Origin of the sequence: Arhodomonas sp. AD133, assembly GCF_051195215.1 — a bacterium.
Lineage (GTDB): Bacteria > Pseudomonadota > Gammaproteobacteria > Nitrococcales > Nitrococcaceae > Arhodomonas.
On record NZ_JBNAZM010000014.1, the window covers coordinates 1 to 22549 of the forward strand.

Genomic DNA, 22549 nt, shown 5'->3' on the forward strand with positions numbered 1-22549 from the left:
GCCGGCGCGAACGCGTCTTGCCCCCGGGCCGCTGTGGTGCTCTGACGTATGACAATACTTCTGAGAAGATTAGTAACGATCCCCCCATCGGTCCCCATACGACTCGTTCTTTGTGCCTGCCCGACTTTCCCCTTACGGCCGATGAGCCAGCGCCAGGTATTCGCGTGACTGCATCTCGGTGAGGCGGCTTGCGGTCCGTTCGAACTCGAACCCGAGCCGGCGGCCCTGGTAGAGCGCATCCGGCTCGGCTTCCGCGGAGAGAATGAGCTTCACGGAGCGGTCATAGAACTCGTCCACCAGGTTGATGAACCGCCGCGCATCGTCCTCACTGTGGCGGTCGAATACGGGCACGTCGGAGACGACCACAGTGTGGAACTGGCGGGCGATCTCGATGTAGTCATTCTGGCTGCGCGGCCCACGGCAAATGGCATCGAAAGCGAACCACACCACGCCGTCGCCGACGCGTCGGACGGGAATCTCCCGCCCTTCGACGGCAAGCGTCGTCTCCACCTCCACCGACTCGCCATCGGGGCAGACGTGGCGGAAGTCGTCCTCAAGAACGGCATCGGCCGCCCCGTCCAGAGGCGTGTGGTAGATCTCCGCCTGCTCGAGAAAGCGCAGTCGGTAGTCCGTCCCGCCGTCGACGTTGAGCACCTCGGTATGCGCCTCCAGCAGCTCGATGGCCGGCACGAAACGCTCACGCTGGAGGCCATCCCAGTAGAGCTTCTGCGGTGGCGTGTTCGAGGTCGCTACCAGGGTCACGCCCCGGCGGAAAAGGCCATCGAGTAACCCAGCAAGGATCATGGCATCGGCGATGTCGGCGACGAAGAACTCGTCGAAGCACAGCACCCGGGTCTGCGCCGCCCACTCCGCGGCGATGATGTCGAGCGGATCCTCGCGTTCGCGCAGGCCTTTCAACCGCCCGTGGACCTCGCGCATGAATCGATGGAAATGCACGCGCCGCTTGTCCGGGAAAGGCAGGCACTCGTAGAAGATGTCCACCAGCCAGGTCTTGCCCCGGCCGACGCCGCCCCAGAGATACAGCCCGGTCACAGGCTCGCGGTTCGGCGGCTCGTCGCGCAGGCGACGCAGAACACCGCGCAACCATCCACCGTCGTCAGCCGGTGGCGGGGCCTCGATGAGTCGTTGGTAGACGGCTTCCAGCGCTGAGACAGCCCGTGCCTGGGCAGGATCGGAGACAATCTCCTCGCGCGCCAGCTCCTGACGATAGCGCTCCTCCGGGCTCGGCATGTGACCTCCGTGGTGACAGAGGCGCGGATTATCGCATGCCTGAGCGGTTGCGCGAGGAGTGTGGCGGATACGCCGGGCGATCAAGCAGTGATATCGACACGTCCGCCGCGGCGAACGAGCTCGGCGGGCCCCATCTCGGCGACCTCTGCATATTGGCCGGCGGGTCCGGGGTCACCCCCGGAACCACGCTCGCCACGCGGCAACAGTTCCTGGCGCTGTTCCCGGGCGAGCTCGACCCGCGCCTCCGCGGCACGAGCCGCCGCCGTGGACGCGATGCGGCGATCGGCCGCGGAGGGACTGGCAGGTGCGAGTGCGGCATCACGCACCTGCTGCATCTTGCGTAAGGTCTCCCGCGGGGAGGCTTCCGGCGAGAGATCCATCGGCACCTCGCCGGAGACCGCATAGCGCTGCCCGTCGGGTCCACGGCGCCAGTCATAGCTGATGGCACCGGCGTGCCCTCCCCCGGCAGCCTTGTGCGCACGCTCGTGAGCGCGGACCTCGCGATCCCGCCGGGCGAGCTCGCGTACCTGCTGCGCCGTCTCCCGGGTATTGCGCAACGCGCCGATCAGATCCGCGCCTGGTGTGGGACGTACTGCTGTCATACCGACGGTAAGATCATGTCCGGTTTGGAATTATGGCAAAGTCAGGGGCGCCTCGCACGTGTCACGGCCGCCACGCTTGGGACCATGGATGAGATCGCCTCGCCGCAACCGATTGCCTGGACCGCCGAGTTCTCGTAGTTTTGAGGGTTTACTGATTCTCTCAGAGGTACCGCGATGGGTGGGGCATGGAATTCGGCCAGGCCGACACGAGCGGCGGACGCGCTGCCCCATCGGCACACAAACCGGTGCCCGGAAGTGTCAGAGCCCGCCTGCAACCGCGTCGCTCCGGCGCGGGTCGACTCCCGGATCATTCCGGCTGCGGCGCTCTGACATGGCAACGCTCTGAGAAGATCAGGAATCAAGGCCGGAAAACGGCATACCGAAACTACCCAGCGAGGAGCGATCATGGCCGATAACCGCCGCAGCCGAGTCATCACGCAGGGGGTCGCACGCACGCCCAACCGGGCGATGCTGCGCGCCGTGGGCTTCACCGACGAGGATTTCGACAAGCCCATCGTCGGCGTCGGCAACGCCCACTCCACCATCACGCCCTGCAACCTCGGCATCGGTGCCCAGGCAGAGCGCGCCGAGGCGGCGCTCAAACAGGGCGGCGCCATGCCGGTCAAGTTCGGCACGATCACGATCTCCGACGGTATTTCCATGGGCACGGAGGGGATGAAATTCTCGCTGGTCTCCCGCGAGGTCATCGCCGACTCCATCGAGACGGTCTGCAACGGCCAGCGCCTGGACGGCATCTTCGCCACCGGCGGCTGCGACAAGAACATGCCCGGCGCGATGATCGCTCTGGCTCGGCTGAACATCCCGGGCATCTTCGTCTACGGCGGCACCATCAAGCCCGGCCACTACAAGGGCCGCGATCTCAACCTGGTGAGCGCCTTCGAGGCGGTGGGACAACATGCCGCCGGCAACCTCCCCGACGAAGAGCTGGTCGCCGTGGAGAAGCACGCCTGCCCGGGCGCCGGCTCCTGCGGCGGCATGTACACTGCCAACACCATGTCCAGCGCATTCGAGGCGATGGGCATGAGCCTGATGGGCTCATCCACCGTCGCCGCGGAGGACGACGAGGCCAGGGACGTCGCCGCACGCGCGGCGGATGTGCTGATCGACGCCATCCGTCACCAGCGCCTGCCCCGGGACATCATGACCCGCAAGGCCTTCGAGAACGCCTTCGCCCTGGTCATGGCGGTGGGCGGCTCCACCAATGCCGTCCTGCATCTGCTCGCCATCGCCCAGGCGGTGGAAGTGGAGTTCTCCATCGACGACGTGGAGGCCATCCGCCAGCGGGTCCCCGTGCTCTGCGACCTGAAACCCTCGGGCACCTACCTCGCCACCCAGTTCCACGAGGTGGGCGGCACACCGCAGGTCATGAAGATGCTGCTGGCCCACGGCCTGCTCCATGGCGACTGCCTGACCATCACCGGTGAGACCATCGAGGAGGTGCTCGCCGATGTGCCGGCCGAGCCGCCGGCCGGTCAGGCCATCATTCACGCCTTCGACGATCCCCTGTACCCCCAGGGGCATCTCGCGATCCTCCGCGGCAACCTTGCCAAGGAGGGCGCCGTCGCCAAGGTGACGGGCATCAAGAAGCGCCGGATCAGCGGCCCGGCGCGGGTATTCGACTCCGAGGAGGAAGCCATGGAGGCGATCCTCAGCGACAGGATTCAGGCCGGCGACGTGGTGGTGATCCGCTACGAGGGCCCGAAGGGCGGACCGGGCATGCGCGAAATGCTCGCGCCGACCTCCGCGATCATCGGCCGCGGCCTCGGCGACTCGGTGGGGCTGATCACCGACGGGCGATTCTCCGGCGGCACCTACGGCATGGTGGTCGGCCACGTCGCCCCGGAAGCGGCAGTGGGCGGCACGATCGGACTGGTCGAGGAAGGCGACACGATCACCATCGACGCCGACCGCAACCTACTCCAACTCGACATCGACGAGGAAGCCCTCGCCGAGCGGCGACGCGCCTGGAAACCCCGTCCACCGAACTACCGCCGCGGCGTGCTCGGCAAATACGCCAAGCTGGTGAGTTCGGCGTGCTACGGCGCGGTGACCGATCGGGATCTGTTCTGAGTAGCGGGTTTCGGGGTGCGCGTTTCGAGTTGCGCGTGGCGTGCCGTGGCGGCAGGAATGCAGCCGTGCGCCGATGGTCAGTAGACGAATAAACGCCACTAACGCGCCAAGAGCACGAGTTTCAAGTTAAAAGTTCCAAGTTGTTGGGGCAACGGCACCACGGTTGCCGGCCCCACACTTGGAACTTGCAACTTGAACCTTTCAACTCGTCACACCCCGATCATCTGCCGCAGATCGGCGACCACATCCTCCACCGGATCGCTGTCGCGCACCAGAAGCCGGGCCTTGCCGTTGCGGTTGAAGACGAATACAGCGGCGCTGTGGGAAACCAGGTAGTCACCGTTGTCGTCCGGCTCACCGTAGCCGTAGGTGACTCGGTAACGCTTGTTGAGACGCCGCAGCTGATCCTGCGTCCCCGTCAGGCCGACGAAATCCTCGCCGAAAGCGCTGGTGTACTCGCGCAGGCGTTCGGGGGTGTCACGCTCGGGGTCCACACTGACGAACAGTACACGCACCTGCTCGCGCTCGCCCTCGTCGAGCTCGCCGAGAATTCGACTCAACCGCGCGAGCGTCACCGGGCAGACGTCCGGGCAGAACGTGTAGCCGAAGAACAGCAGGTTGACGGTGCCGTCGTAGGCATCCGCCTGAACGCGCTCGCCGTTCTCGTCGCGCAGCTGGAACTCGAGCGGCGGCATCATCCCGGAAATATCCTTGGTCCGCCAGCTTTCATCCCCTGAGCACGCCGCCAGGGCCATGGCGCCCAGTAACGCCGCGATGACAACTCGAGTTGCCCGCATACTCACCTCTCAATCCTTTGCCAGGCGCCGATGGATCCCGGGAGCATACGGCCCCGGCGCCGGTCGACACTCAATGAAACAACGAAACCGTGAACGAGGCGATCACTACCCACCCTGCACGCCCGCGCGTGCGCCGGACGGCTTCGCCGGCTGAGTGGCGCCCTCGTGGCGCTGCCAGAACGCCAGCACGATCACCATGCCCACGACGCTCATCATGGCCGATGGAATCCAGGTGAGCGCGCCGCCGATGGTCTGATCGGTCTCCGCGCTGATCGGCCAGGGACGCCCGCAGACCTCGTAAATCTCGTAGATGCCCGGCCCGGAAATGACGATATAGGCACCGAGCAGGATCTGCGGAAACGCCACCGCCGCCAGCATGAGACAACGCTTGCCGAAGCCCAGGCTGTAATGCCCGGGGCCGGGGGCCCGGGGATCCAGCGCCAGCCACCAGAACAGCAGCCCATCGACCGCCATGCTCCAGTTCATCAGCGCATAGAGGTCACGACTCAGCATGGCGTCGAAGTGCACGGCGGGCATGAGCCAGAAATAGATCAGGCCCACGAACAGTGTCGCGGCCACCAGGGGATGCTGAATGCCCCGGTAGACGAGCTGCACCGGCCGACTCCGCCATACCGGACGCACGACACGATCGCGTAACGTGGCCGGGGTACCGGCAGCGAGTGCGGGCAGGGGGTTGGCGAGCACGATGAGCATGGCCGCCAGGTGGTGCAGGACCAGGTGCTGCAGGCGGTGGATGAAGAACACGTACTGCGCGTAATAGTCGTACTGGGTCTGGGTGACGGCGTACATCAGCCCCAGCCCCGTGAAGAAGGCTGCATTGCGCCAGAAGCCGCGCACCGCACCGCGCGCGAGACCACGAACGTAGAGCACGAGCGCGCCTGCCACGGTCAACGTGACCATCGGCTGCCATTCGTACGGCGTTATAAAGACGACGATCTCATTCAACGACGGCATGCAGGGGACGCGCGCTATCCTGAGCGAGTGACGATGATATCACCGCCTTCGAGGCCACACACACCGCGAGAGTTCCCCCATGGTCATGCCGGATCAAACGCGCGCACCACGCCGGGTCAGCTCCTGGGCAATCAACACCCTGGCTCTGCTAGCCGTGGTCTATGCCCTGTACATCGCACGCGGCCTGCTGCTGCCACTGGTGCTGGCAGCGATACTGGCGCTGCTGCTTGCCCCGGTGGTGATCTGGCTGCAGCGTCTCTACGTGCCACGTCCGCTCGCCGCTTTCCTGATGGTGGCGGGGCTCGCCGGTGCACTGGTTCTGGCTGTGACCCTGCTCGCGCAGCCGGCCGCGAACTGGGCCGGCAGAGCACCACAGCTCGCCCGCGAGCTGGAATGGGAGCTGTATCCGCTGACTCGCAGGGTCGAGGAAGTCTCTCAGGCCGTGCAACAGGTCGAGGCGATGGCCTCCGTCTCCGGACAGGCACCGGCGGACGACGAGGGTGCCGTGCGTGTACAGTCAATGAGTCTGACCACGATGCTCATGCGCCAGACGCGATCGTTCCTGATCGCGATGCTGGTGGTCTTCTTCCTGCTGTACTTCCTGCTGGCAAGCTCGGACCGGTTGTGGCGGAACACACTGCGGGCCCTCCCGAACTGGCGCAGCCGGCGCCGGCTGGTCGTGGTAACCCGCCGGCTGCAACGAGAGATCTCGCGCTACCTGCTTACCTTCACGGTCATCAACCTGACCCTCGGCGTGGTGGTCGCAGCGATGTGTTTCGCCTTCGGGGTACCGAATCCCCTGCTGTGGGGGGCTGTGGCAGGCGCGCTGAACTTCATCCCCTACCTTGGCCCGACGCTCGCCCTGGGCGTGCTGACCGTGGTCTCCCTACTGAGCGATGTCCAGGGACCGGCGTTCGCCGTGCCGATCGCGTTCGCAGTGCTCACGACCATAGAAGGGCAGTTCGTCACGCCCACGGTGATGGGCCGCAGCCTGGCGTTGAATCCCGTGTTCGTGTTCACGGGTCTGATCTTCTGGGGGTGGCTGTGGGGGACGATCGGCGCGCTGCTCGCCGTGCCGCTGATGGTCTCGATCAAGATAATCTGCGACAACGTCGAAGGCCTCCACGGCGCCGGCCGCATCCTCGGCCGATAATCCGCCGTCACGGCTACCTCAGAAAAAACGCCGGCCCGAGGGCCGGCGTGGATGAGCGCGTGTCCAGTCAGTGCGCCCGTTACTTGTTGGGCTGAGGGGTCAGCCGCAGGTAGGGGCGAAGCTCCTGCCAGCCCTTGGGGAACTGCGTCTGCGCATCCTCATTGGAGATGGTGGGCAGAATCACGCAGTCCTGGCCGTCGACCCAGTCCACCGGAGTCGCCACCTTGTGGTCGTCGGTAAGCTGGAGGGAGTCGATCACCCGCAGGATCTCACCGAAGTTGCGGCCGGTGGACGCCGGATAGGTGATGGTCGCGCGGATCTTGTGATTCGGGTCGATGATGAACACCGAACGCACGGTCGCCGAAGCGCTCGCGTTCGGGTGGATCATGTCGTAGAGCTCGGAGACCTTGCGATCCTCGTCGGCGATGATCGGAAAGTTCACCTCGGTGGACTGGGTATCGTTGATGTCCTCGATCCACTTCTTGTGGTCGTCAACGGAGTCCACCGACAGCGCGACCGCCTTGACGCCCCGCTTGTCGAACTCGTCCTTGAGCTTGGCCGTCCGGCCCAGCTCGGTGGTGCACACGGGTGTGAAATCAGCGGGATGGCTGTAAAGCACCACCCAGCTGCCCTGGCCCCACTCGTGGAAATTGATCTTGCCCGCCGAGGTCTCGGCTGTGAAGTCGGGGGCCGTGTCACCAATACGAAGCGCCATAACGAACCTCCATGGATGTCCGTGAAAAAAGCCGTTGATCCGGCTAACGGGAGCCGAATCTATCAATCCGCCCCTTATACCCTGAAAGAATGATTCGTTTTATTGTTGGTTCTTATGAGCATAAAGTAGTCGTTCATAGCCCGCACGCGTGAACACCAGCACATGCACGGTGGCCGGATAGACCAGACCCTGTGCACGCAGGCGCTCGATCCACTCGCCGTGCGTGGTGGCATCGAAGCGGTGGAAATCCTCCCCTTCCCGCAACCGGTCGCGCGCGCGCTTGAATGCTCGAAAAGCCGTCCCCTTGGGCACGCCGTTGAGGCGATCGATCTGGCGCAGGGTCAGCACCGGCTCACCGGCGACCGTTAGCGGCGTTATCATATCCCGGTCCCGCGTATGCGCCATGGCGCAAAATCCCTATACTGCTCCCGGGTACTGGCCGGCTGAGCGACGAGCGAGGCGCGATGGAATTTCTCAACGACTACGGACTGTTTCTCGCCAAGGCGGTGACCATTGTAATCGCGATCGCCGCCGTTGCCATGGTTCTCGCCACTCTCGCCGGACGCGGACGCGGGCCTCGGGGCGGGCGTGAAGCCCTCGAGGTCCGCCGTCTAAACGAACGCTACCGCGACATGGGCCGACGCATCGAGCGTACCCTGGCGCGTGGCCGCCGCGACCGACGTAGGCTTGCGCGGCGCGAGAAACACGACACCCCGCGTCGCGGTCGCGGCGAGGCCCGCCTGCCGCGGCTGTACGTACTGGACTTCGAGGGCGACCTTCGCGCCAGCGCCGTCGAAAGCCTGCGCGAGGAAGTCAGCGCGGTGCTGCGAAACGCCCGCTCGGACGACGAAGTCCTGGTCCGCCTGGAAAGCGGCGGCGGCACGGTGCCGAGCTACGGCCTCGCCGCCTCGCAGCTCGCAAGGTTGCGGGACAAGGGCATACGCGTGACGATCTGCGTTGATCGCGTCGCCGCAAGCGGCGGCTACCTCATGGCCGCCGTCGCCGATCACCTGGTTGCCGCGCCGTTCGCCGTGATTGGATCCATTGGCGTGGTCGCCCAGCTACCCAACCTGCACCGCCTGCTGAAACGCCACGATATCGACTACGAGCTGCACACCGCCGGCGAGCACAAGCGCACGCTCACGGTCTTCGGCGAAAATACCGATGCGGGCCGGGAGAAGTTCCGCGAGGAGCTGGACGCCGTCCACGACCTATTCAAACAGCACCTGGCGCGTTACCGGCCGGCTCTGGACCTCCCCAGGGTCGCCACCGGCGAATTCTGGCTCGGCAGCCGGGCCCGGGAGCTCGACCTGGTCGATGCCGTGGGCACCAGCGACGACCTGCTGCTGGAACGCGGCGAACGCATGGATCTCGTCCACCTGCGCTGGCGTCGCCACGAACCCCTCGGCCGCCGCCTGTCGCTGGTGCTGGAGTCGGTGTTGGCGCGGATTCGCACGAGTTACTAATCTTCTCAGAGGTATTGTCATGTGTCAGAGCGCCAGAGCGGTTCGGGGGGCAAGGCGCGCTCGCGCCAGCGTGGCCAGGTCACGTCAAGCGAGCGCAACGCCGCCACCGGGCCGCTCTGGCGCTCCCTTCGGGCCGGTCTGTGCGCCGATGGGACTGCGTTGCTCGCCGCTTATGTAGCCCGGCTACACCGCGCGCCTCGCGCCTTGCCCCATCGGCGCACAGTCCGGCTGACGCATGACAATACCTCTGAGAAGATTAGTAAAAGCTAAAAGTTGCAAGTTGAAAGTCGCGAGCGGCAGCGCGCTGGCCGCTCGGACCTTTCGACTTTCAACTTGAAACTTGCCGCTCACCCTACTCTGCGCAAGGCGATGAAGCGTCCGTCGTCCCCGTATTCCAGCTCGAAGCGACCGCGCACGCCGTCGTGGCCGGAATGGCGGTGAAGCACCCGCGCCGGAAAGCGCACGCGCCGGCCATCCTCGGCGGTGGCCAGAACATCGCGGGCGGCCCCCTGGTAGTAGGCAAGCCACTCGTCGCGACCGATCTGCAGACGCAGCCGCACCACCGGCATCAGGTGGCAGCCTCCGCCGCCCGACGTCGCGGCACGCCCACCGTCTCGGCGACCGCGACCAGGAGCACCAGTAATGCACCGATCATCGTCCGGCCCGGCGGTATCTCACCGAGCACCACGGCCGCGGCAACGATGCCATAGACCGGCTGAAGACAGGAGATCATGCCGGCGCTTTTCGCCGGCAGGTGCTGCATACTCGCGACGAACAGCGTGTGCGCGAACGCAGTGAACACCGCACCGAGCACGACGAGCAAACCCCAGTCCGATGCCGTCTCGGCCGGCCGCGCGAATGCACCCAGGCACAGCACGATGACCACGAGTTGCCAGGTCATCATCAACGACCCGGAGTAGCCGGTGAGATAGCGCCGGTAGAGAACGTTGCGCAGCGCGAACAGCAGCGCCGAGCCCAGCCCCCAGAGAGCGCCCGCGAGGTGCTCGGAAGCGAGCGAGAAATCCGGGACGACCAGCCCGACCCCGACCAGCGCGAGCACGGCCAGACCGAGATCGCGTGGGTGCCAGCCATCGGCGTTGAACAACGGCTCGATCAGCACCGCCATTACCGGCCACGTGAACATCGCCACCACGGCCACCGCGACAGTGGAAACCTGGATGGCCTGAAAGTAGGTACTCCAGTGCACGGCCATCAGCACCCCCAGCAGGATGACCAGCCAACGGTCGCGCCAGCCATTCAGGTGCCATCGCTCCCGCCGCCACGCAAGCCAGGCGATGAGCACCGCGCCGCCCACGAGCGAGCGCCACGTGATGATGCTCACGGCGGGCAGTGCCACGAGCTTGGCGAACAGCGGCACGAGACCGAGCAGCAACACGGACGCGTTGACCTGTATCAGGCTGCGGGCGACAGGGCTCATAACGATGTTCTCGACGGTAAGGGCGGACTGCCTGACAAAGCGTGCCTGTCATGACGACATCCTGCCAGGCGGGCTCGACGGCCGACCTTGCCTCACGGCGAGGTCACGCCAGACCGGGAGGCGCGAGACATGACTTCCGCGGCGACGAAAAACCGCCGGTTGCGGGCAGCCCGGCAACCGGCGGAGGGCGGGCGCTACGCGTGGACTTACCCGTGGCGTTCGCGTACGTAGCTGCCGGGGGCGTCCTCGATGGGCGTAAGGCGCCCGCCACCGGGCTGGCGTGCCGGCACCCGGCCGCCGGAGCGGTGATTCAGCCAGCGCACCCAGTCGCCCCACCAGGACCCCTCATGATACTCCGCGTTCTCCAGCCACCTGGCCGGGTCCGCGGGCATATTACGGTTGGTCCAGTAACAATACTTGTTCTTCTCCGGCGGATTGATGATGCCCGCGATGTGGCCCGAGCCGCCAAGGACGAACTTGGTCGAGCCTCCGAGCAGCCGCGCCCCCTGGTAGGTCGCCTGCCACGGCGCGATGTGGTCCTCCCTGGCGGAGATGAAATACGCCGGCGTCTTGACCGTGGACAGGTCGATGGGTACACCGCCCAGCTCGATGCCACCGGGCTCACGCAGCCGGTTCTCCAGGTACATGTTGCGCAGGTAAAAGGCATGCATGCGCGCGGGCATGTTCGTGCTGTCCTGATTCCAGTACAGCAAGTCGAAGGGAAACGGGTCCTCGCCCTGAAGATAATTGTTGACGAAGAACGACCAGATCAGATCGTTGGCGCGCAGGCTCGACATGGTCGCCGCCATCTGCGGACCCGGGAGGTAGCCGAGCTCGTTCATCTGCCGCTCGAGCTTGTCGAGCTGATCCTCGTCGATGAAGACCTCCAGCTCGCCCGGTTGCTCGAAGTCCAGCAGCGCGGTGAAGAAGCTCGCACTCTGCACGCGCTTGTCACCCTTGGCCTCGAGATAGGCGAGGGTGCTGCCGAGCAGGGTCCCGCCCAGGCAATAGCCGACCATGTTCATCTCGGACTCACCGGTGGCCTGCTCCACGGCATCCATGGCGGCCAGCACGCCCTCGCGCATGTAGTCCTCGAAGCTCTTGTCCGCGAGCGAGGCATCCGGATTACGCCAGGATATCGTGAACACGGTCTGCCCCTGCTCCACCAGGTAGCGGATCAGAGAGTTCTTCGGACGCATGTCCAGGATGTAGTACTTGTTGATCCACGGCGGCACGAACAGCACCGGCCGGCGCGCCACTTCCTCCGTGCTCGGGGCATACTGGATTACCTGGCAGAGCTCGGTCTGGGCGACGACCTTGCCCGGGGTGACCGCCAGATCCCGCCCCACCTCGAACGCCTCCGGGTCGGTCATGCTGATGTTGAGCTTGCCGTTGCCGCGCTCGAGGTCCTCGAGGAGATTGTTCAGACCGCGCAGCAGATTCTGCCCGCGGGTCTCGACGGTTTTCTGCAACACTTCCGGGTTGGTGGCGAGGAAGTTCGACGGTGACATCGCGTCGATGAACTGCCGGGTGTAGAAATCGATCTGCCGTTCGGTCTTGTCGTCGAGGCCTTCGACGTTCTTGACCGTGGTATGGACGTAGTCGGCGGTGAGCAGGTAAGACTGTTTGATGAAGTCGAACAGCGGGCTTTCCTCCCACGACTCGTGGCGAAAGCGCTTGTCCTTGGGGTGCGGGCGGCGTACCGGCTCCGTTTCCACGCCCATCATGCGTAGCGTGGCATTCTGCACGAGCGACATGTACTCGTGCCAGAAGGTGACCTGCGCCTGCGCCAGCGCCACCGGGTCGCTCATGAGCCGCGTGTACAGGTCCTGAAAGAGGCGGCTCATGTGCAGCGCATCGTCCATGCTCAACTGCGACGTACCTTCCTGGCGCGCGAGGAAGTCCTTGACCAGTTGCTGACTCTTGGCAGCGATTTCGGAGAGCGACTGCGCAAGCTCCTGGGGATCCACGTCCGTGGGCGTGGCCGAGCGATTCTCCGCCATGTCGTTATCCTCGCTGATGGCGACTGGTTACAAGCGGCTTGTCACTGTCGATCATACTGCAGAGCAACAAAGGCGACCAAATGCCCGCAACGAGCGCCATGACCATGCCTGCCTGCGTTCACGGCGTGATCCTCGACGGCGACCCACCACCCGACCGGGAGTGGCTCCCCCGCGAGCTGCCGAGACTGAGCTCGCCCCCCACCGAGGGGCTCTATCTGCACTGGGACGGCGCCGCGCTGGCGCTCTGCCGCGCCGGTGATCGCCATTCGCTGCACCTGACCGTGGATTTCCTCGACGCCGCCAGCCGTCGTCGCCATGCCCGCGCCACGGTCGCCCGCGAGCAGCTCGCCCGCGCCTGTGGGCTGCGCCGGCAAGCCGGCCGTACGATCGTCGACGCCACCGCGGGCCTCGGCCGCGACACGTTCCTCCTGGCCACCCTTGGGGCGCACGTCACGGCCGTGGAACGCTCACCGGTGATCACCGCGCTCCTCGGCGACGGGCTGCGTCGGGCCGCTTTGGCCCCGGAAACCTCCCCGGTGGTGGAGCGGATAACGCTGATCACCGGCGATGCTCGTTCTCTGCCGCCGGCGCTGCAGCCGGAGGTGGTCTATCTCGACCCCATGTACCAGGCGGCCGGACGCAAAGCGCTCGCCGGCAAGGAAATGCAGCTACTGCAGGCACTGCTCGGACCCGACGCCGACGCCGACACCCTGCTCGCCGCCGCCCTCGCCACGGCAGGGGAGCGCGTCGTCGTCAAACGCCACCGTCACGCGCCGCCGCTTGCCGGCCACCGGCCGCATCACTGCCTGGAGGGGCGCAGCACGCGCTTCGACGTCTACGTAACGTCGTGAACCGCAGGCCCACCGGGTTTCGCTCACCCCGCCCGACTGGTGACAGACCCGGAACCGCGTGCAATAGTCGATATGAGCTGCCGCCGGCGGCATGGGGAGCCGGGCGTGGCGCGTGGCCGGCGCGGCACGGTTCGGCCAGGCGGATCGGCATGCAATGGACACCGTAGGGGAGCATTGCGATGACGGCGCGCAAACGCCACCCCCAGGCGCCCCGCAGCCAGGCGTTCGACGAGGCCCTGACCGACGGAGCCGCCGAGCGCTTCAGCGTCGGCGGCGTCGAATGGGTCCGACTCGCCGAGGACTGGCACGGTCTGCCACGCGGGCTCGTGCGCGTCGCCGGGCGTGTGGTCCCGGACTACCCGCACATTGCCAGAATCTTCGCGCTGGGAGCAGGTATGAGGGCCAATATCGACGGGCCCTGCCATGTCGAGGAAAAGATCGATGGCTATAACGTGCGCATCTTTCCAGCCGGCAATCGTACCGCCGCCGTCACCCGAAGTGGCCGGCCGTGCCCGTTCACCATGGACCGGCTACCCGATCTTGTTCCCGACGGGGCACTGGAGCGTGTGTTCGACCACATGCCGGACGCGGTTGTCTGCGCCGAGATCGCCGGCCCGGGCAATCCCTACATGGACACCGCCTCGCCTCGGGGCGGCGACGACGTACGGCTGTTCGCATTCGACCTGCTGCGCCTCGACGGCGGCGCTTTCGCCCCCCTGCCCGAGCGCGACCGAGTGCTGCAGGCAGCGGGCGTGCCCCAGGCTCCACGGCTCGGCGTGTACGGACCCGACGACCTGCCCGCGCTCATCGACTGCGTCCGCCGGCTCGATCGTGAAGGTGCCGAGGGCATCGTGCTCAAGCCCGCCGGCGACGGCCTGCGGGTCAAGTACGTCTGCCCGGGGATCAATGTCACCGATGCCGCCTCCGAGGCGGCCATGGAGCTGGAGCTGCCCGGGGAGTTCTACACCCAGCGCCTCGTCCGGCTGGTCATGGCGTTGCGTGAGCTCGGCGAACGCGATCGCATCGCCGAGCTGGGCGAGCGCTTCGGCCGCGAGCTCGCCGTCGGATTCGACCGCGCCCTCACGGAAGTCGAGCGCAGCGGCGAGCTGGCGCGGCGTTACACCGTGCGTCTGCGCTCAGCCGAGAGCGTGGACGCACTGCTGGAGCACCTCAATCGCGGATCGCGCACCATCCGTGCTGTCGAGGAGGACCGTCACCACGATGGCCAACACTGGGTGCTGACCTTCCGCAAAGTGTTTCGACGCTCCACCTCCCGGCTGGCGAGCCTGCGCGGCGGCGACCCGGTCTTTGATTGACGCCCTTGTGTCCTATTCTAGTGTCCTGGAACAGGACACTAGCCCGCCACTTCGATCTCGGGCCGACAGCGCACCGGAAAATTCACCGAGCGCGCAATGAAACAGCGCGCATGCGCATCCTCGTGCAACGCCGCGGCACGCTCGCGGTCGGAATCCGGGCTCACGGTGACCCGGGGCGCGAGCACCACTTCCGTGAACGCAATGCCGCCATCGGCCACCTTTTCCATGGTGCCACCGGCGTCGTCGCGGTAGGCAGTGACGGTGACGCCGGCATCCGCGCACAGATGCAGGTACCAGAGCATGTGACAGGCGGACAGCGACGCCACCAGCAGATCCTCGGGGTTGTAGTGGGACGCATCCCCGAGGAAGGCCGGATCGGCGGAGCCGATCAACTCCGGCTTGCCGGGGCCGGCAATGGCGTATTCACGGCTGTAGGCGCGGTATTCACTCGTCCCCGTGCCGCAATTGCCCCGCCATTCGAGATCGATCCGGTAACTGTGCGCTCTACTGCCACTCATTATTCTCACTACCTCGCTGGTCGGTGTTTACCAGAGTTCTCCGCGCCCCCGCCATCGTCGCCGGCCAGGTGCACCATCAAGCCATACAAACGCTCGGCGGGCATCAGTCGCAGCCCCCCTTTCTCCGCCCATTGCATCAGGCCGTGATCCGCCGACGCCACCGCGGCATTGAGCTCGAGGGCCAGCAGGATCACGTCCAGGTCCTCGCTGGAGTCGAGCAGACCGGTTCGCAATGCTTCGCGGTAGCGATCCCGCAGCCAGCGGATGGTCCGGTCCACGCTGGTGGGCTGGACCTCGCGCACGGCCTTTTCGGCTACCCGCAGGCCGCGATCGATGCGCGCCCGGATGTCCTCGATGAGTTCGTAGAGGTATAACCCCGGCACCTGCAGATCGTGCCGGCGAGGGGCCTGCAACCGCACCACGAACTCCAGATCCGGTGGCAGCCGGTCGGCATCGGTGAAATGGGTCAGCTCATTCATCACCGACGGCGGCATATAGCAGGACAGCCTCGGTGACGCGGATCGTGCCAGCTCGACGAAGCGCGACAGCGCCGCGGTGGCGTCCGTACCGAAGGTGGCGGCCACATCGGGATTGGTAAACACGCTGGTGTCCAGCACTATGGCATCGACGCCGCTCACCACGACCTCCTACTAGCCGTTACGAACAATCTTCGCAGAGCCGGGCGCCGGCGTCAGCCCATGCCTACTCCCACCTCATCGCCGCGGCAGTGCATCAACGAGGCGCGGCTTGCCTGCTATCCTTGGTCGCCACGCGCCGTTAACCGGCGGCGCGCCGGGAAACCAACGCAGAACAATCAACCGACAAGGAGACTGTCAATGCGCAAGATGCGTGTGATCGTCATGGCCCTGCTGACAGGGATCGCCGTGGTCGCCCTCGGCGGCTGCCGCACCGCGCCCGTCCACAACGTGACAGAGGCCCCCGTTAACACCGGCAGCCAGGCGGCCAGCATGGCCGAGGTGCGCGAGGCCATTATCCAGGCAGGCACCAAGCTCGGCTGGCAGATGAATGCGGACTCCCCTGGCCACATCATCGCGACGCTGAATATCCGCAGTCACATGGCGCAGGTCGACGTGAATTACGACACCACGGACTACAGCATCGAGTACCGTGACAGCCGTAACCTCAAGTACGACGGCAACGAGATCCACAAGAACTACAACGGCTGGATCCAGAACCTGGACAACAACATCCGTCAGGAACTGCTGTTGCTCTGAACCTCCGGCCTCTCGACCTCCGGCCCGGGTGTGCGTGCCCGGGCCAGCCCCTGCAGATAGAACCCGTCACGCAACAGCCAGCCCGCCACCATCACGGTAATCCGGGTTATGTCCCTCACCGGCCGGAAGTGACTGCGGCGCGGACTGCTGCCGTAGACCGACGGCACGGCGACGAATCGCACCGGCACCCCCGCCCTGCCGGCGACGATCAGCGCCTCGCTTTCGAAGGTGAACCCATCGCGCGGGCGCCGGGCAAGCAGCCGTTCCACCAGCGCCCGGGGATAAAGGCGAAAGCCGCTCTGGGTATCCACCAGCGAAACGCCGGCGGCCCAGGCAATGAAAAAGTCGGCAACCCGGTTGGCACGCTGACGCCGGCGCGGTGCCCCATGGTTGCCGCGATCGCGTGCTCCGATGACCAGGGCACCCGGTTCGCGCCGGGCGACGCAGGCCAATCGGTCGATGTGGCGGGGGTCATGCTGCCCGTCGCCGTCGAGCGTGACCACCGCCGCGGCGTCGAGAGCCATCGCGCGCCGGAAACCGCGACGCAATGCGTTGCCCTTGCCCCGGTTGACCGGCTCGCGTAACACCTCCACCGGCAGCGCCTCGAGGACGTCCGAAGTGCCGTCGCAGGAGCCGTCATCGACGATCACCACCCGGTCGGCATGGGCGAGTGCGCGCTCGGCGAGCCCCCGGATCGTGGCCGCCTCGTTATAAGCGGGGATCACGGCGACCATGATTCCTGTCGCCTGTCGATCATTCCCGGCCACGCCCGCCCTAGCTCATACCGCCGTCGACGCCTATGACCTGCCCGGATACGTAGCTCGCCGACTCCGAGGCCAGAAATGCCACCACCGCCGCGACCTCCTCGGGACGGCCAGCGCGGCCGGCAGGCACCGCGTCGCGAAGATGCGCGGCATCGAAGCGCTCCCGGGTCATGTCGCTGTCGATGACGCCGGGAGCGACGACATTGGCGGTCACGCCCCGGCCGGCAAGCTCCCGGGAAAGCGAACGGGTGGCGCCGTGAAGGCCGGCCTTGGCCGCCGCGTAGTTTGCCTGCCCACGGTTACCGAGCACCGCCGCCACCGACGAGACGTTGATCACCCGCCCCCAGCGCCTACGGATCATGGGAAGCAGCAACGGCCGCGTCACGTGGAAAAAGCCGTCCAGGGAGACGGCTATCACCGAGCGCCACTGCTCGGTACGCATGCCGGCGAGCGGGGCATCATCGTGAATACCCGCGTTGTTGACCACCACCTGCACGGGGTCGTCGTAGTCGACCATCGCCTCGACCGCATTCGTCACGGCCTCTTCATCGGCCAGGTCGAAAGCCACCGGGGTGACCACGTCCTCACCGACCTCTGCCGCCAGGGCCTCGACCGCCGCGAGGTTGCGATTGGCGTGGGCGATCACCCGCATCCCCTCGCCGGCGAGCCGTCGCACCACCGCCGCACCGATGGCCCCGCTCGCCCCCGTGACCAAAGCTCGATGGCTCATGCCTCCTCCGGAAACGCTACCGCCACCCGACCGCTGACCGCCGGACCGGCGGCGTCCTGAAGCTCGAAATCGTAGACCACCGCATTAGCCTGACCGAGAACGCGGTTGCAACGGACTTCGCGAGCCCCGCCGGCAAGCCTCGAGCGTACCCAGCGAAGCGATCGCACGGACGCGATCACCCCCGGTCGTGCCGCGTCGCCACCACAGAGCACACCGTGAACCGCCGTGGCCTGGGCGGCGTATTCCACCGCATGCACGGCCCGCAAACGGCCGCCCTCGGTCGCAAGCGGATTGTCACCGCCCTCCCGGGCCCGGCAGACCACGTGCGCGTCCGACCAGGCCAGCACCGCCTCGAGCAGACACATGCCCGGACCATGGGGCAGGCAATCGCGGATGAATTGCCGGCCCTGCGCCCCGGTCACCCCGTCACCTCCACGGCGATACCGCTGGCCTGACACGGCAGCACCGTGCGCCCGCCCCCGGCGGCCAGGCACGCGAGCAGCGGCAGGATGCCGGCGGCGGCACTACTCTCGCGCAAGGCATCGAACGCCGCCACCCTGCATCCGCTTGGCGCGGCATCGACCTGCGAAACGCTGAGCCGCGGACCGTCCCCATCGCCGCAGAGCAGCAGTGCCGCCGCGAAAGGCACGCGGTTGGCACGTACCGTCGTCAGCGCCGGCGAGGCCGCTTCGTCATAAACCACCAGCAGGCAGCGCTCATGGCCGTCGGCAAGCACCAGCCCGAGCGCCTCCAGCAACCCCGCGGCGGCTGTCGTATCCCCCGCCGACAGGCTGGTGCTGCTGCCGTGGCAGCGCGCGGCGATGGACCAGTACCCGGCCGGTGCATTGTGCACCGAGTTATGGAATCGGTGCGGTGACACCCAGGGCTCGGGGGCGGCGAGGCTGCGACAGATGTGCTCCAGGGTCGCCATGTCCCCCTCCGCCGAGGCGAACACCGACGCCAGTTCGTCGTCCCCGGCTTGCGCCACTGGCAATGCCTCGTCCGCCGCGCGCACGGCGAGGTGCACGATCCCCGTCGCCCGCCGGGCTTCGGTGCGCGGCAGCACACTGGCCCGCGGTGCCTGCACCGCCGCTGGCGACCAGACCCGATCGCCGCGCAGCGCCGCAGCCGCCGCTTCCCAACCCTCAAGGCCGGGCATGGCCACGCCGACGCCGGCGACATGGACAGTCATGGGCGGCATGGTCATTCCTCCGGCCCCAGAACCAGCGTGCAGTTGTTGCCTCCGAATCCGAACGAGTTGCTCAAGGCTCGCCGAATCGGAATTTCCTGCCCCTCCGTGAGGAGATTCAGCGCCATCGCCGGATCCCGGGCTGCCGTGTTGAGCGTGCCCGGAGCCCAACCACGCTCAATGGCGAACGCTGTGATCAATGCCTCGACGACGCCGGCAGCCCCCAGGGTGTGCCCCGTCCAGCCCTTCGTGGAGCTGGCGGGTACCTCCCCGAGCTCGGCGGTAACGGCCACGTCCTCGACAGCGTCGTTGGTCCGGGTCGCGGTGCCGTGCAGATTGACGTAGTCCACGGCGTCCGGCGACAACCCGGCGCTGGCCAGCGCCCGGCGCATGGCAAGACGGGCTCCGACGGCCTGCGGGTGCGGCGTGGACATGTGGTGGGCATCGGCACTCTCACCATAGCCGTAGAGGCGAACCGCACCGGCCGCCTCCCGCTCGAGCAGCGCGAACCCGGCCGCCTCGCCGATACTGAGTCCGGCGCGATCCGCCGCGAACGGCCGGCAGGGCGTATCGGCGGTAAGCTGCAGCGAAGTGAAGCCTCGCAGCGTGGTCATGCACAGACTGTCGACGCCGGCGACCACGGCCGCATCGCACAGTCCCAGCCGCATGTGGCGACTGGCGGCAGCGAAAGCCCGGGCACTCGACGAACACGCGGTGGATATGGAAATCGCCGGTCCGGCTAGCTCGAGGCGCTCGCTCACGAACGTGGCCAGCGCCGAAAGACGATGAGTGGTAGCGTACGGATGCCCTATCGGCAGCGCTTCGTCCTCGCCAAGGCCACGGAACGCCCGCTCGGTCTCGAGGATGCCCGATGTGCTCGTCCCCGCGAACACGCCAATGCGGGCGGCCCCATATCGAGCTCGTGCCCGGGCCACGGCTTCCGTGAAGCCGTCGCGCGCCAGCGCCAGCTCGGCGAGCCTGTGATTGCGGCAGTCGAAGTGCCGCATCGCCGGCAGCAGGCTCACCGCATCGATACCTTCGACCTCCCCCACCGGCATGGGAAGCGCCCAGCGCTCCCGCCGCGTCAGCGGGCACCGGGATTCCGCCAGCGCGGCGCCCACGGCCGCACGTCCGGCACCGGCGGCAGTAGTCAGGGTGTATGCACTGATAGCCAACGGCTGCACCCCTGTCACGGCTGCGTTCCTCCTGCGCCCTTCTGACTCAGCCACGCCACGAGCCAGGCAGTGACCGCCCCGGCCACCACGGTCGTGCCGATATCGTGGAGCACCGGCGTATTCGCCGACGCCAAGGCCGCGAAGGCTATCACAGTCGAGAGCACGCAGACTGACGTGGTGACCGTGCCGGTGCGCCGATCGCCCGTGAACAGGCCATAATCCAGGGCGAGCCCGCCAACCAGTAACAAGCTCGCCAGGTGAAACAGGCTGAGTGCCGCGGATGACGCAGCAAGCCATATCAGCGCACCGGCAAGGCCGGAGACGGTGACCAGCGCCGTGCGCACCCGCGCCCGCCAGCCGGACAACCCCCAGACCAACACCACGGCGATGGCAACACCGCCAATGAGCGAGTAACGCACGACTTGACGCTGGTAGCGCGCCACCGCCGCCTCCACATCGGCCTTGAGATCGACTGCCTCCACCGTGGCGCCGGTTCCGGTCACCGCGCGCTGCACCTGTGCCAGGGTCTCGCTTTCCAGGGGCGCCCCCAGGCGCACGAGGGAATGCCAGCCACCCGAGCGCCGAAACAGCAGGCCCGAGAGCCACTGACCCACGGGGCCGTCACCGAGACTCGCCGGGGTAAGCGGTGGCCGCTGCCGACTCTCTGCGACTGCCTCGACGAACGGTGCGAACCCTTCAGCCCGCAACGGCAGCCCGTTCGCGGCCGCCGCCAGCCGGCGGCGCAAAACCTCCGGCGGCGGCAGTGCCGCCTGCCGCCGCCGTTGCGTGGCCCGGCTCGGCAGGATGCCGGCAACGCTGTGAAAGGCGATGCCGCCGGAATCGTTGAGCACCCCGGCGGCGGCCTCGGTGGCCCGCAGTGCCGTCTGCACCGCCTGCGCCCGCACCACCAGCAGGTGGCGACCGCCGGCGAGACCGATGGCCTCGCGCGCCGCGGCATCGCGATGGCGCAGCTCCGCGGGCAGCGGCGACAGTGCCCCGAGGTCGGGTTCCAACATCAGTCGCGGGACTGCCACCCCTGCGCCGGCGACGATGAGACACCCGAGCAGCCAGCCGAGCCAGGCCCCCGCCGGTGGGTGGGCCGACCACGCCGTCCAGGCACGCAATCCGCCGCCCTCGCCGGCGAACGCGGGCAGCACCAGCAAGCTGGTGCCCCCTGCGGCGATCAACCCGGCCACGGCGAAGACCGCAAGCTGACTCAGGCCGGAGAGCCCCGACAGCGCCAACGCAGCGAACCCGAGCGCCGTCGACACGAGCCCGAGCAGCAGCGGCCGACGAATGCGCCTGGCCGCCGCCCGGCCACCCCCGTAGCCCAGCAGGTGCACCGGGTAATCCGTGGTCAGGCCGAGCAGTGTCGCCCCGAAAGCGAGCGCGATGCCGTGGAGCGCGCCGAAAACCACATGCACTGCCACCATGCCTGCCAGCACGGCGCTGCCCACGGGGAGCAAGCAAAGCAGAACCCGGCGGGCCGGGCGCAATGCGGCAGCCAGCAACACGAGCACGCCAAGCCCCGCCAGGAGACTCACGCGCGTGGCTTCGCGGCGCACCGTATCGCGGGTTGCCACGGCAATCGCCGGCGCACCGGCGAGGGCGGCATCAAAGCCCTCCGTCGCGGCAGCCTCGCGCACGGCCGTGACCGAACGGGCCTGCGCGTCCAGATCGTACGGAGACGCCCGGGGTAACGCGAGTAGCACCCACCGGCCATCGGCTGTGCGCCACGCCTCGCCTGGCGCGCGATTCGCCGCGCCACCGAGCCAATCGGCGAGCAGGTGCGACCACGCGCCGGTGGGATCCGCGGCAAGGCGCTCGGCATCGGCGCCACCCGCCGGCGCCTGCAGGCGCTCGGTCACCTCGGCGAGCGCGACGCGCAGGCGCTCCTCGCTGAACGTCCCGGCGTCCACATGAGGACTCAATAGATAACGGTAAGGGAAAAGCCGGCGTGCCGCGGCGGCCAGATCCCCCGGACCGGCCGCCACCAGGCTGAATGCTCCCGACTTGCGTAACCGGTCGACGACGGCATCCACCGACGCGTCACGCCCGGTTGGCGAGCTGAGCACCGCGAGAATCGCCCCCGCAGGGCCTGCACCACGGGCTTCCCGACGGAGCAACGTGGCGGCGATGCTGTCATCCCGGGGCAGAAACGCGGTCACCCCCGCCTCGAGACGCCAATGCGTACCCAGATAGGCAAGGCCCAGGACAACGGCAAGACACCAGGCGAGCACGGCGAGACGGGCGGCAACATGGCGTGCCATCAACCGAGCT

At 67.2% G+C, this 22549-nt stretch carries 23 protein-coding genes; 6 read left to right on the forward strand and 17 right to left on the reverse strand.

The features are described from left to right. Window positions 1-132: 132 nt before the first annotated feature. Both zapE and ACPEES_RS10115 read right to left on the reverse strand, forming a co-directional pair. Window positions 133-1251: a cell division protein ZapE gene (gene zapE / locus ACPEES_RS10110; RefSeq protein WP_435103351.1), complete on the reverse strand. Its 1119-nt coding sequence runs from the start codon at window positions 1249-1251 to the stop codon at window positions 133-135. A gap of 80 nt (window positions 1252-1331) precedes the next feature. Beyond that, window positions 1332-1853, reverse strand: a complete 522-nt coding sequence (locus ACPEES_RS10115; RefSeq protein WP_435103352.1) for a putative metalloprotease CJM1_0395 family protein — start codon at window positions 1851-1853, stop codon at window positions 1332-1334. Between the two features lie 402 nt (window positions 1854-2255). Here ACPEES_RS10115 and ilvD point away from each other — a divergent pair, with 402 nt between their 5' ends. Then, window positions 2256-3944, forward strand: a complete 1689-nt coding sequence (ilvD, locus tag ACPEES_RS10120) for a dihydroxy-acid dehydratase (RefSeq protein WP_435103452.1) — start codon at window positions 2256-2258, stop codon at window positions 3942-3944. Window positions 3945-4153: 209 nt separating this feature from the next. On the opposite strand, the gene ACPEES_RS10125 is transcribed toward ilvD, so the two are convergent. Next, window positions 4154-4741, reverse strand: coding sequence for an SCO family protein (locus ACPEES_RS10125; protein WP_435103353.1), 588 nt, complete (start codon window positions 4739-4741; stop codon window positions 4154-4156). A gap of 105 nt (window positions 4742-4846) precedes the next feature. After that, entirely contained in the window at window positions 4847-5662 is an 816-nt protein-coding gene (locus tag ACPEES_RS10130; RefSeq protein ID WP_435103354.1) for a cytochrome c oxidase assembly protein, read from the reverse strand. Between the two features lie 133 nt (window positions 5663-5795). Here ACPEES_RS10130 and ACPEES_RS10135 point away from each other — a divergent pair, with 133 nt between their 5' ends. Then, window positions 5796-6869 (forward strand): AI-2E family transporter, encoded by a 1074-nt coding sequence (locus ACPEES_RS10135; protein ID WP_435103355.1) that lies wholly within the window; start codon window positions 5796-5798, stop codon window positions 6867-6869. A gap of 79 nt (window positions 6870-6948) precedes the next feature. Here ACPEES_RS10135 and ACPEES_RS10140 read toward each other — a convergent pair whose 3' ends face one another. Together ACPEES_RS10140 and ACPEES_RS10145 are read right to left on the reverse strand one after the other, a co-directional pair. Then, entirely contained in the window at window positions 6949-7584 is a 636-nt protein-coding gene (locus ACPEES_RS10140) for a peroxiredoxin (RefSeq protein ID WP_435103356.1), read from the reverse strand. A gap of 99 nt (window positions 7585-7683) precedes the next feature. Next, window positions 7684-7989, reverse strand: coding sequence for a hypothetical protein (locus tag ACPEES_RS10145; protein ID WP_435103357.1), 306 nt, complete (start codon window positions 7987-7989; stop codon window positions 7684-7686). A 59-nt stretch (window positions 7990-8048) separates the two neighbouring features. Here ACPEES_RS10145 and sohB point away from each other — a divergent pair, with 59 nt between their 5' ends. Then, on the forward strand, window positions 8049-9050 hold the full coding sequence (sohB, locus tag ACPEES_RS10150; RefSeq protein ID WP_435103358.1) for a protease SohB: 1002 nt from the start codon (window positions 8049-8051) through the stop codon (window positions 9048-9050). Window positions 9051-9397: 347 nt separating this feature from the next. Here the strand turns inward: sohB and ACPEES_RS10155 are convergent, their stop codons facing one another. The 3 genes from ACPEES_RS10155 to phaC form a co-directional block, all read right to left on the reverse strand. Next, window positions 9398-9619 (reverse strand): DUF2835 domain-containing protein, encoded by a 222-nt coding sequence (locus tag ACPEES_RS10155; RefSeq protein ID WP_435103359.1) that lies wholly within the window; start codon window positions 9617-9619, stop codon window positions 9398-9400. Further along, on the reverse strand, window positions 9619-10488 hold the full coding sequence (locus ACPEES_RS10160; RefSeq protein ID WP_435103360.1) for a DMT family transporter: 870 nt from the start codon (window positions 10486-10488) through the stop codon (window positions 9619-9621). The genes ACPEES_RS10155 and ACPEES_RS10160 overlap by 1 nt, the downstream gene beginning before the upstream one ends. 206 nt (window positions 10489-10694) lie before the next feature. Next, window positions 10695-12491 carry a class I poly(R)-hydroxyalkanoic acid synthase gene (phaC, locus tag ACPEES_RS10165; protein ID WP_435103361.1) on the reverse strand — a complete coding sequence of 599 codons (1797 nt, stop codon included), beginning with the start codon at window positions 12489-12491 and terminating at the stop codon, window positions 10695-10697. A gap of 80 nt (window positions 12492-12571) precedes the next feature. Between phaC and ACPEES_RS10170 the strand changes: the two genes are divergently transcribed. Next, window positions 12572-13342 carry a class I SAM-dependent methyltransferase gene (locus ACPEES_RS10170; RefSeq protein WP_435103362.1) on the forward strand — a complete coding sequence of 257 codons (771 nt, stop codon included), beginning with the start codon at window positions 12572-12574 and terminating at the stop codon, window positions 13340-13342. A 179-nt stretch (window positions 13343-13521) separates the two neighbouring features. After that, window positions 13522-14658 carry an RNA ligase gene (locus ACPEES_RS10175; protein ID WP_435103363.1) on the forward strand — a complete coding sequence of 379 codons (1137 nt, stop codon included), beginning with the start codon at window positions 13522-13524 and terminating at the stop codon, window positions 14656-14658. A gap of 38 nt (window positions 14659-14696) precedes the next feature. On the opposite strand, the gene ACPEES_RS10180 is transcribed toward ACPEES_RS10175, so the two are convergent. Together ACPEES_RS10180 and ACPEES_RS10185 are read right to left on the reverse strand one after the other, a co-directional pair. Beyond that, on the reverse strand, window positions 14697-15176 hold the full coding sequence (locus tag ACPEES_RS10180; RefSeq protein ID WP_435103364.1) for an OsmC family protein: 480 nt from the start codon (window positions 15174-15176) through the stop codon (window positions 14697-14699). An 8-nt stretch (window positions 15177-15184) separates the two neighbouring features. Continuing rightward, window positions 15185-15814: an RNA ligase partner protein gene (locus ACPEES_RS10185; protein WP_435103365.1), complete on the reverse strand. Its 630-nt coding sequence runs from the start codon at window positions 15812-15814 to the stop codon at window positions 15185-15187. Window positions 15815-16012: 198 nt separating this feature from the next. Here ACPEES_RS10185 and ACPEES_RS10190 point away from each other — a divergent pair, with 198 nt between their 5' ends. Further along, window positions 16013-16411, forward strand: a complete 399-nt coding sequence (locus ACPEES_RS10190; RefSeq protein WP_435103366.1) for a hypothetical protein — start codon at window positions 16013-16015, stop codon at window positions 16409-16411. On the opposite strand, the gene ACPEES_RS10195 is transcribed toward ACPEES_RS10190, so the two are convergent. The 6 genes from ACPEES_RS10195 to ACPEES_RS10220 are packed head-to-tail and all read right to left on the reverse strand — an operon-like array spanning window position 16390 to window position 22539. After that, window positions 16390-17145, reverse strand: a complete 756-nt coding sequence (locus ACPEES_RS10195; RefSeq protein ID WP_435103367.1) for a glycosyltransferase family 2 protein — start codon at window positions 17143-17145, stop codon at window positions 16390-16392. The genes ACPEES_RS10190 and ACPEES_RS10195 overlap by 22 nt on opposite strands. 40 nt (window positions 17146-17185) lie before the next feature. Further along, on the reverse strand, window positions 17186-17905 hold the full coding sequence (fabG, locus tag ACPEES_RS10200) for a 3-oxoacyl-ACP reductase FabG (RefSeq protein ID WP_435103368.1): 720 nt from the start codon (window positions 17903-17905) through the stop codon (window positions 17186-17188). Continuing rightward, window positions 17902-18327, reverse strand: coding sequence for a hypothetical protein (locus tag ACPEES_RS10205; RefSeq protein ID WP_435103369.1), 426 nt, complete (start codon window positions 18325-18327; stop codon window positions 17902-17904). The genes fabG and ACPEES_RS10205 overlap by 4 nt, the downstream gene beginning before the upstream one ends. Further along, complete coding sequence (locus tag ACPEES_RS10210; RefSeq protein ID WP_435103370.1) at window positions 18324-19106, reverse strand: beta-ketoacyl synthase chain length factor; 783 nt, start codon at window positions 19104-19106, stop codon at window positions 18324-18326. Before ACPEES_RS10210 ends, ACPEES_RS10205 begins: the two co-directional genes overlap by 4 nt. A gap of 2 nt (window positions 19107-19108) precedes the next feature. After that, window positions 19109-20278, reverse strand: a complete 1170-nt coding sequence (locus tag ACPEES_RS10215; protein WP_435103453.1) for a beta-ketoacyl-ACP synthase — start codon at window positions 20276-20278, stop codon at window positions 19109-19111. A 5-nt stretch (window positions 20279-20283) separates the two neighbouring features. After that, a complete protein-coding gene (locus tag ACPEES_RS10220) occupies window positions 20284-22539 on the reverse strand; it encodes an MMPL family transporter (protein ID WP_435103371.1) in 2256 nt (751 codons plus the stop codon). Window positions 22540-22549 lie beyond the last annotated feature (10 nt).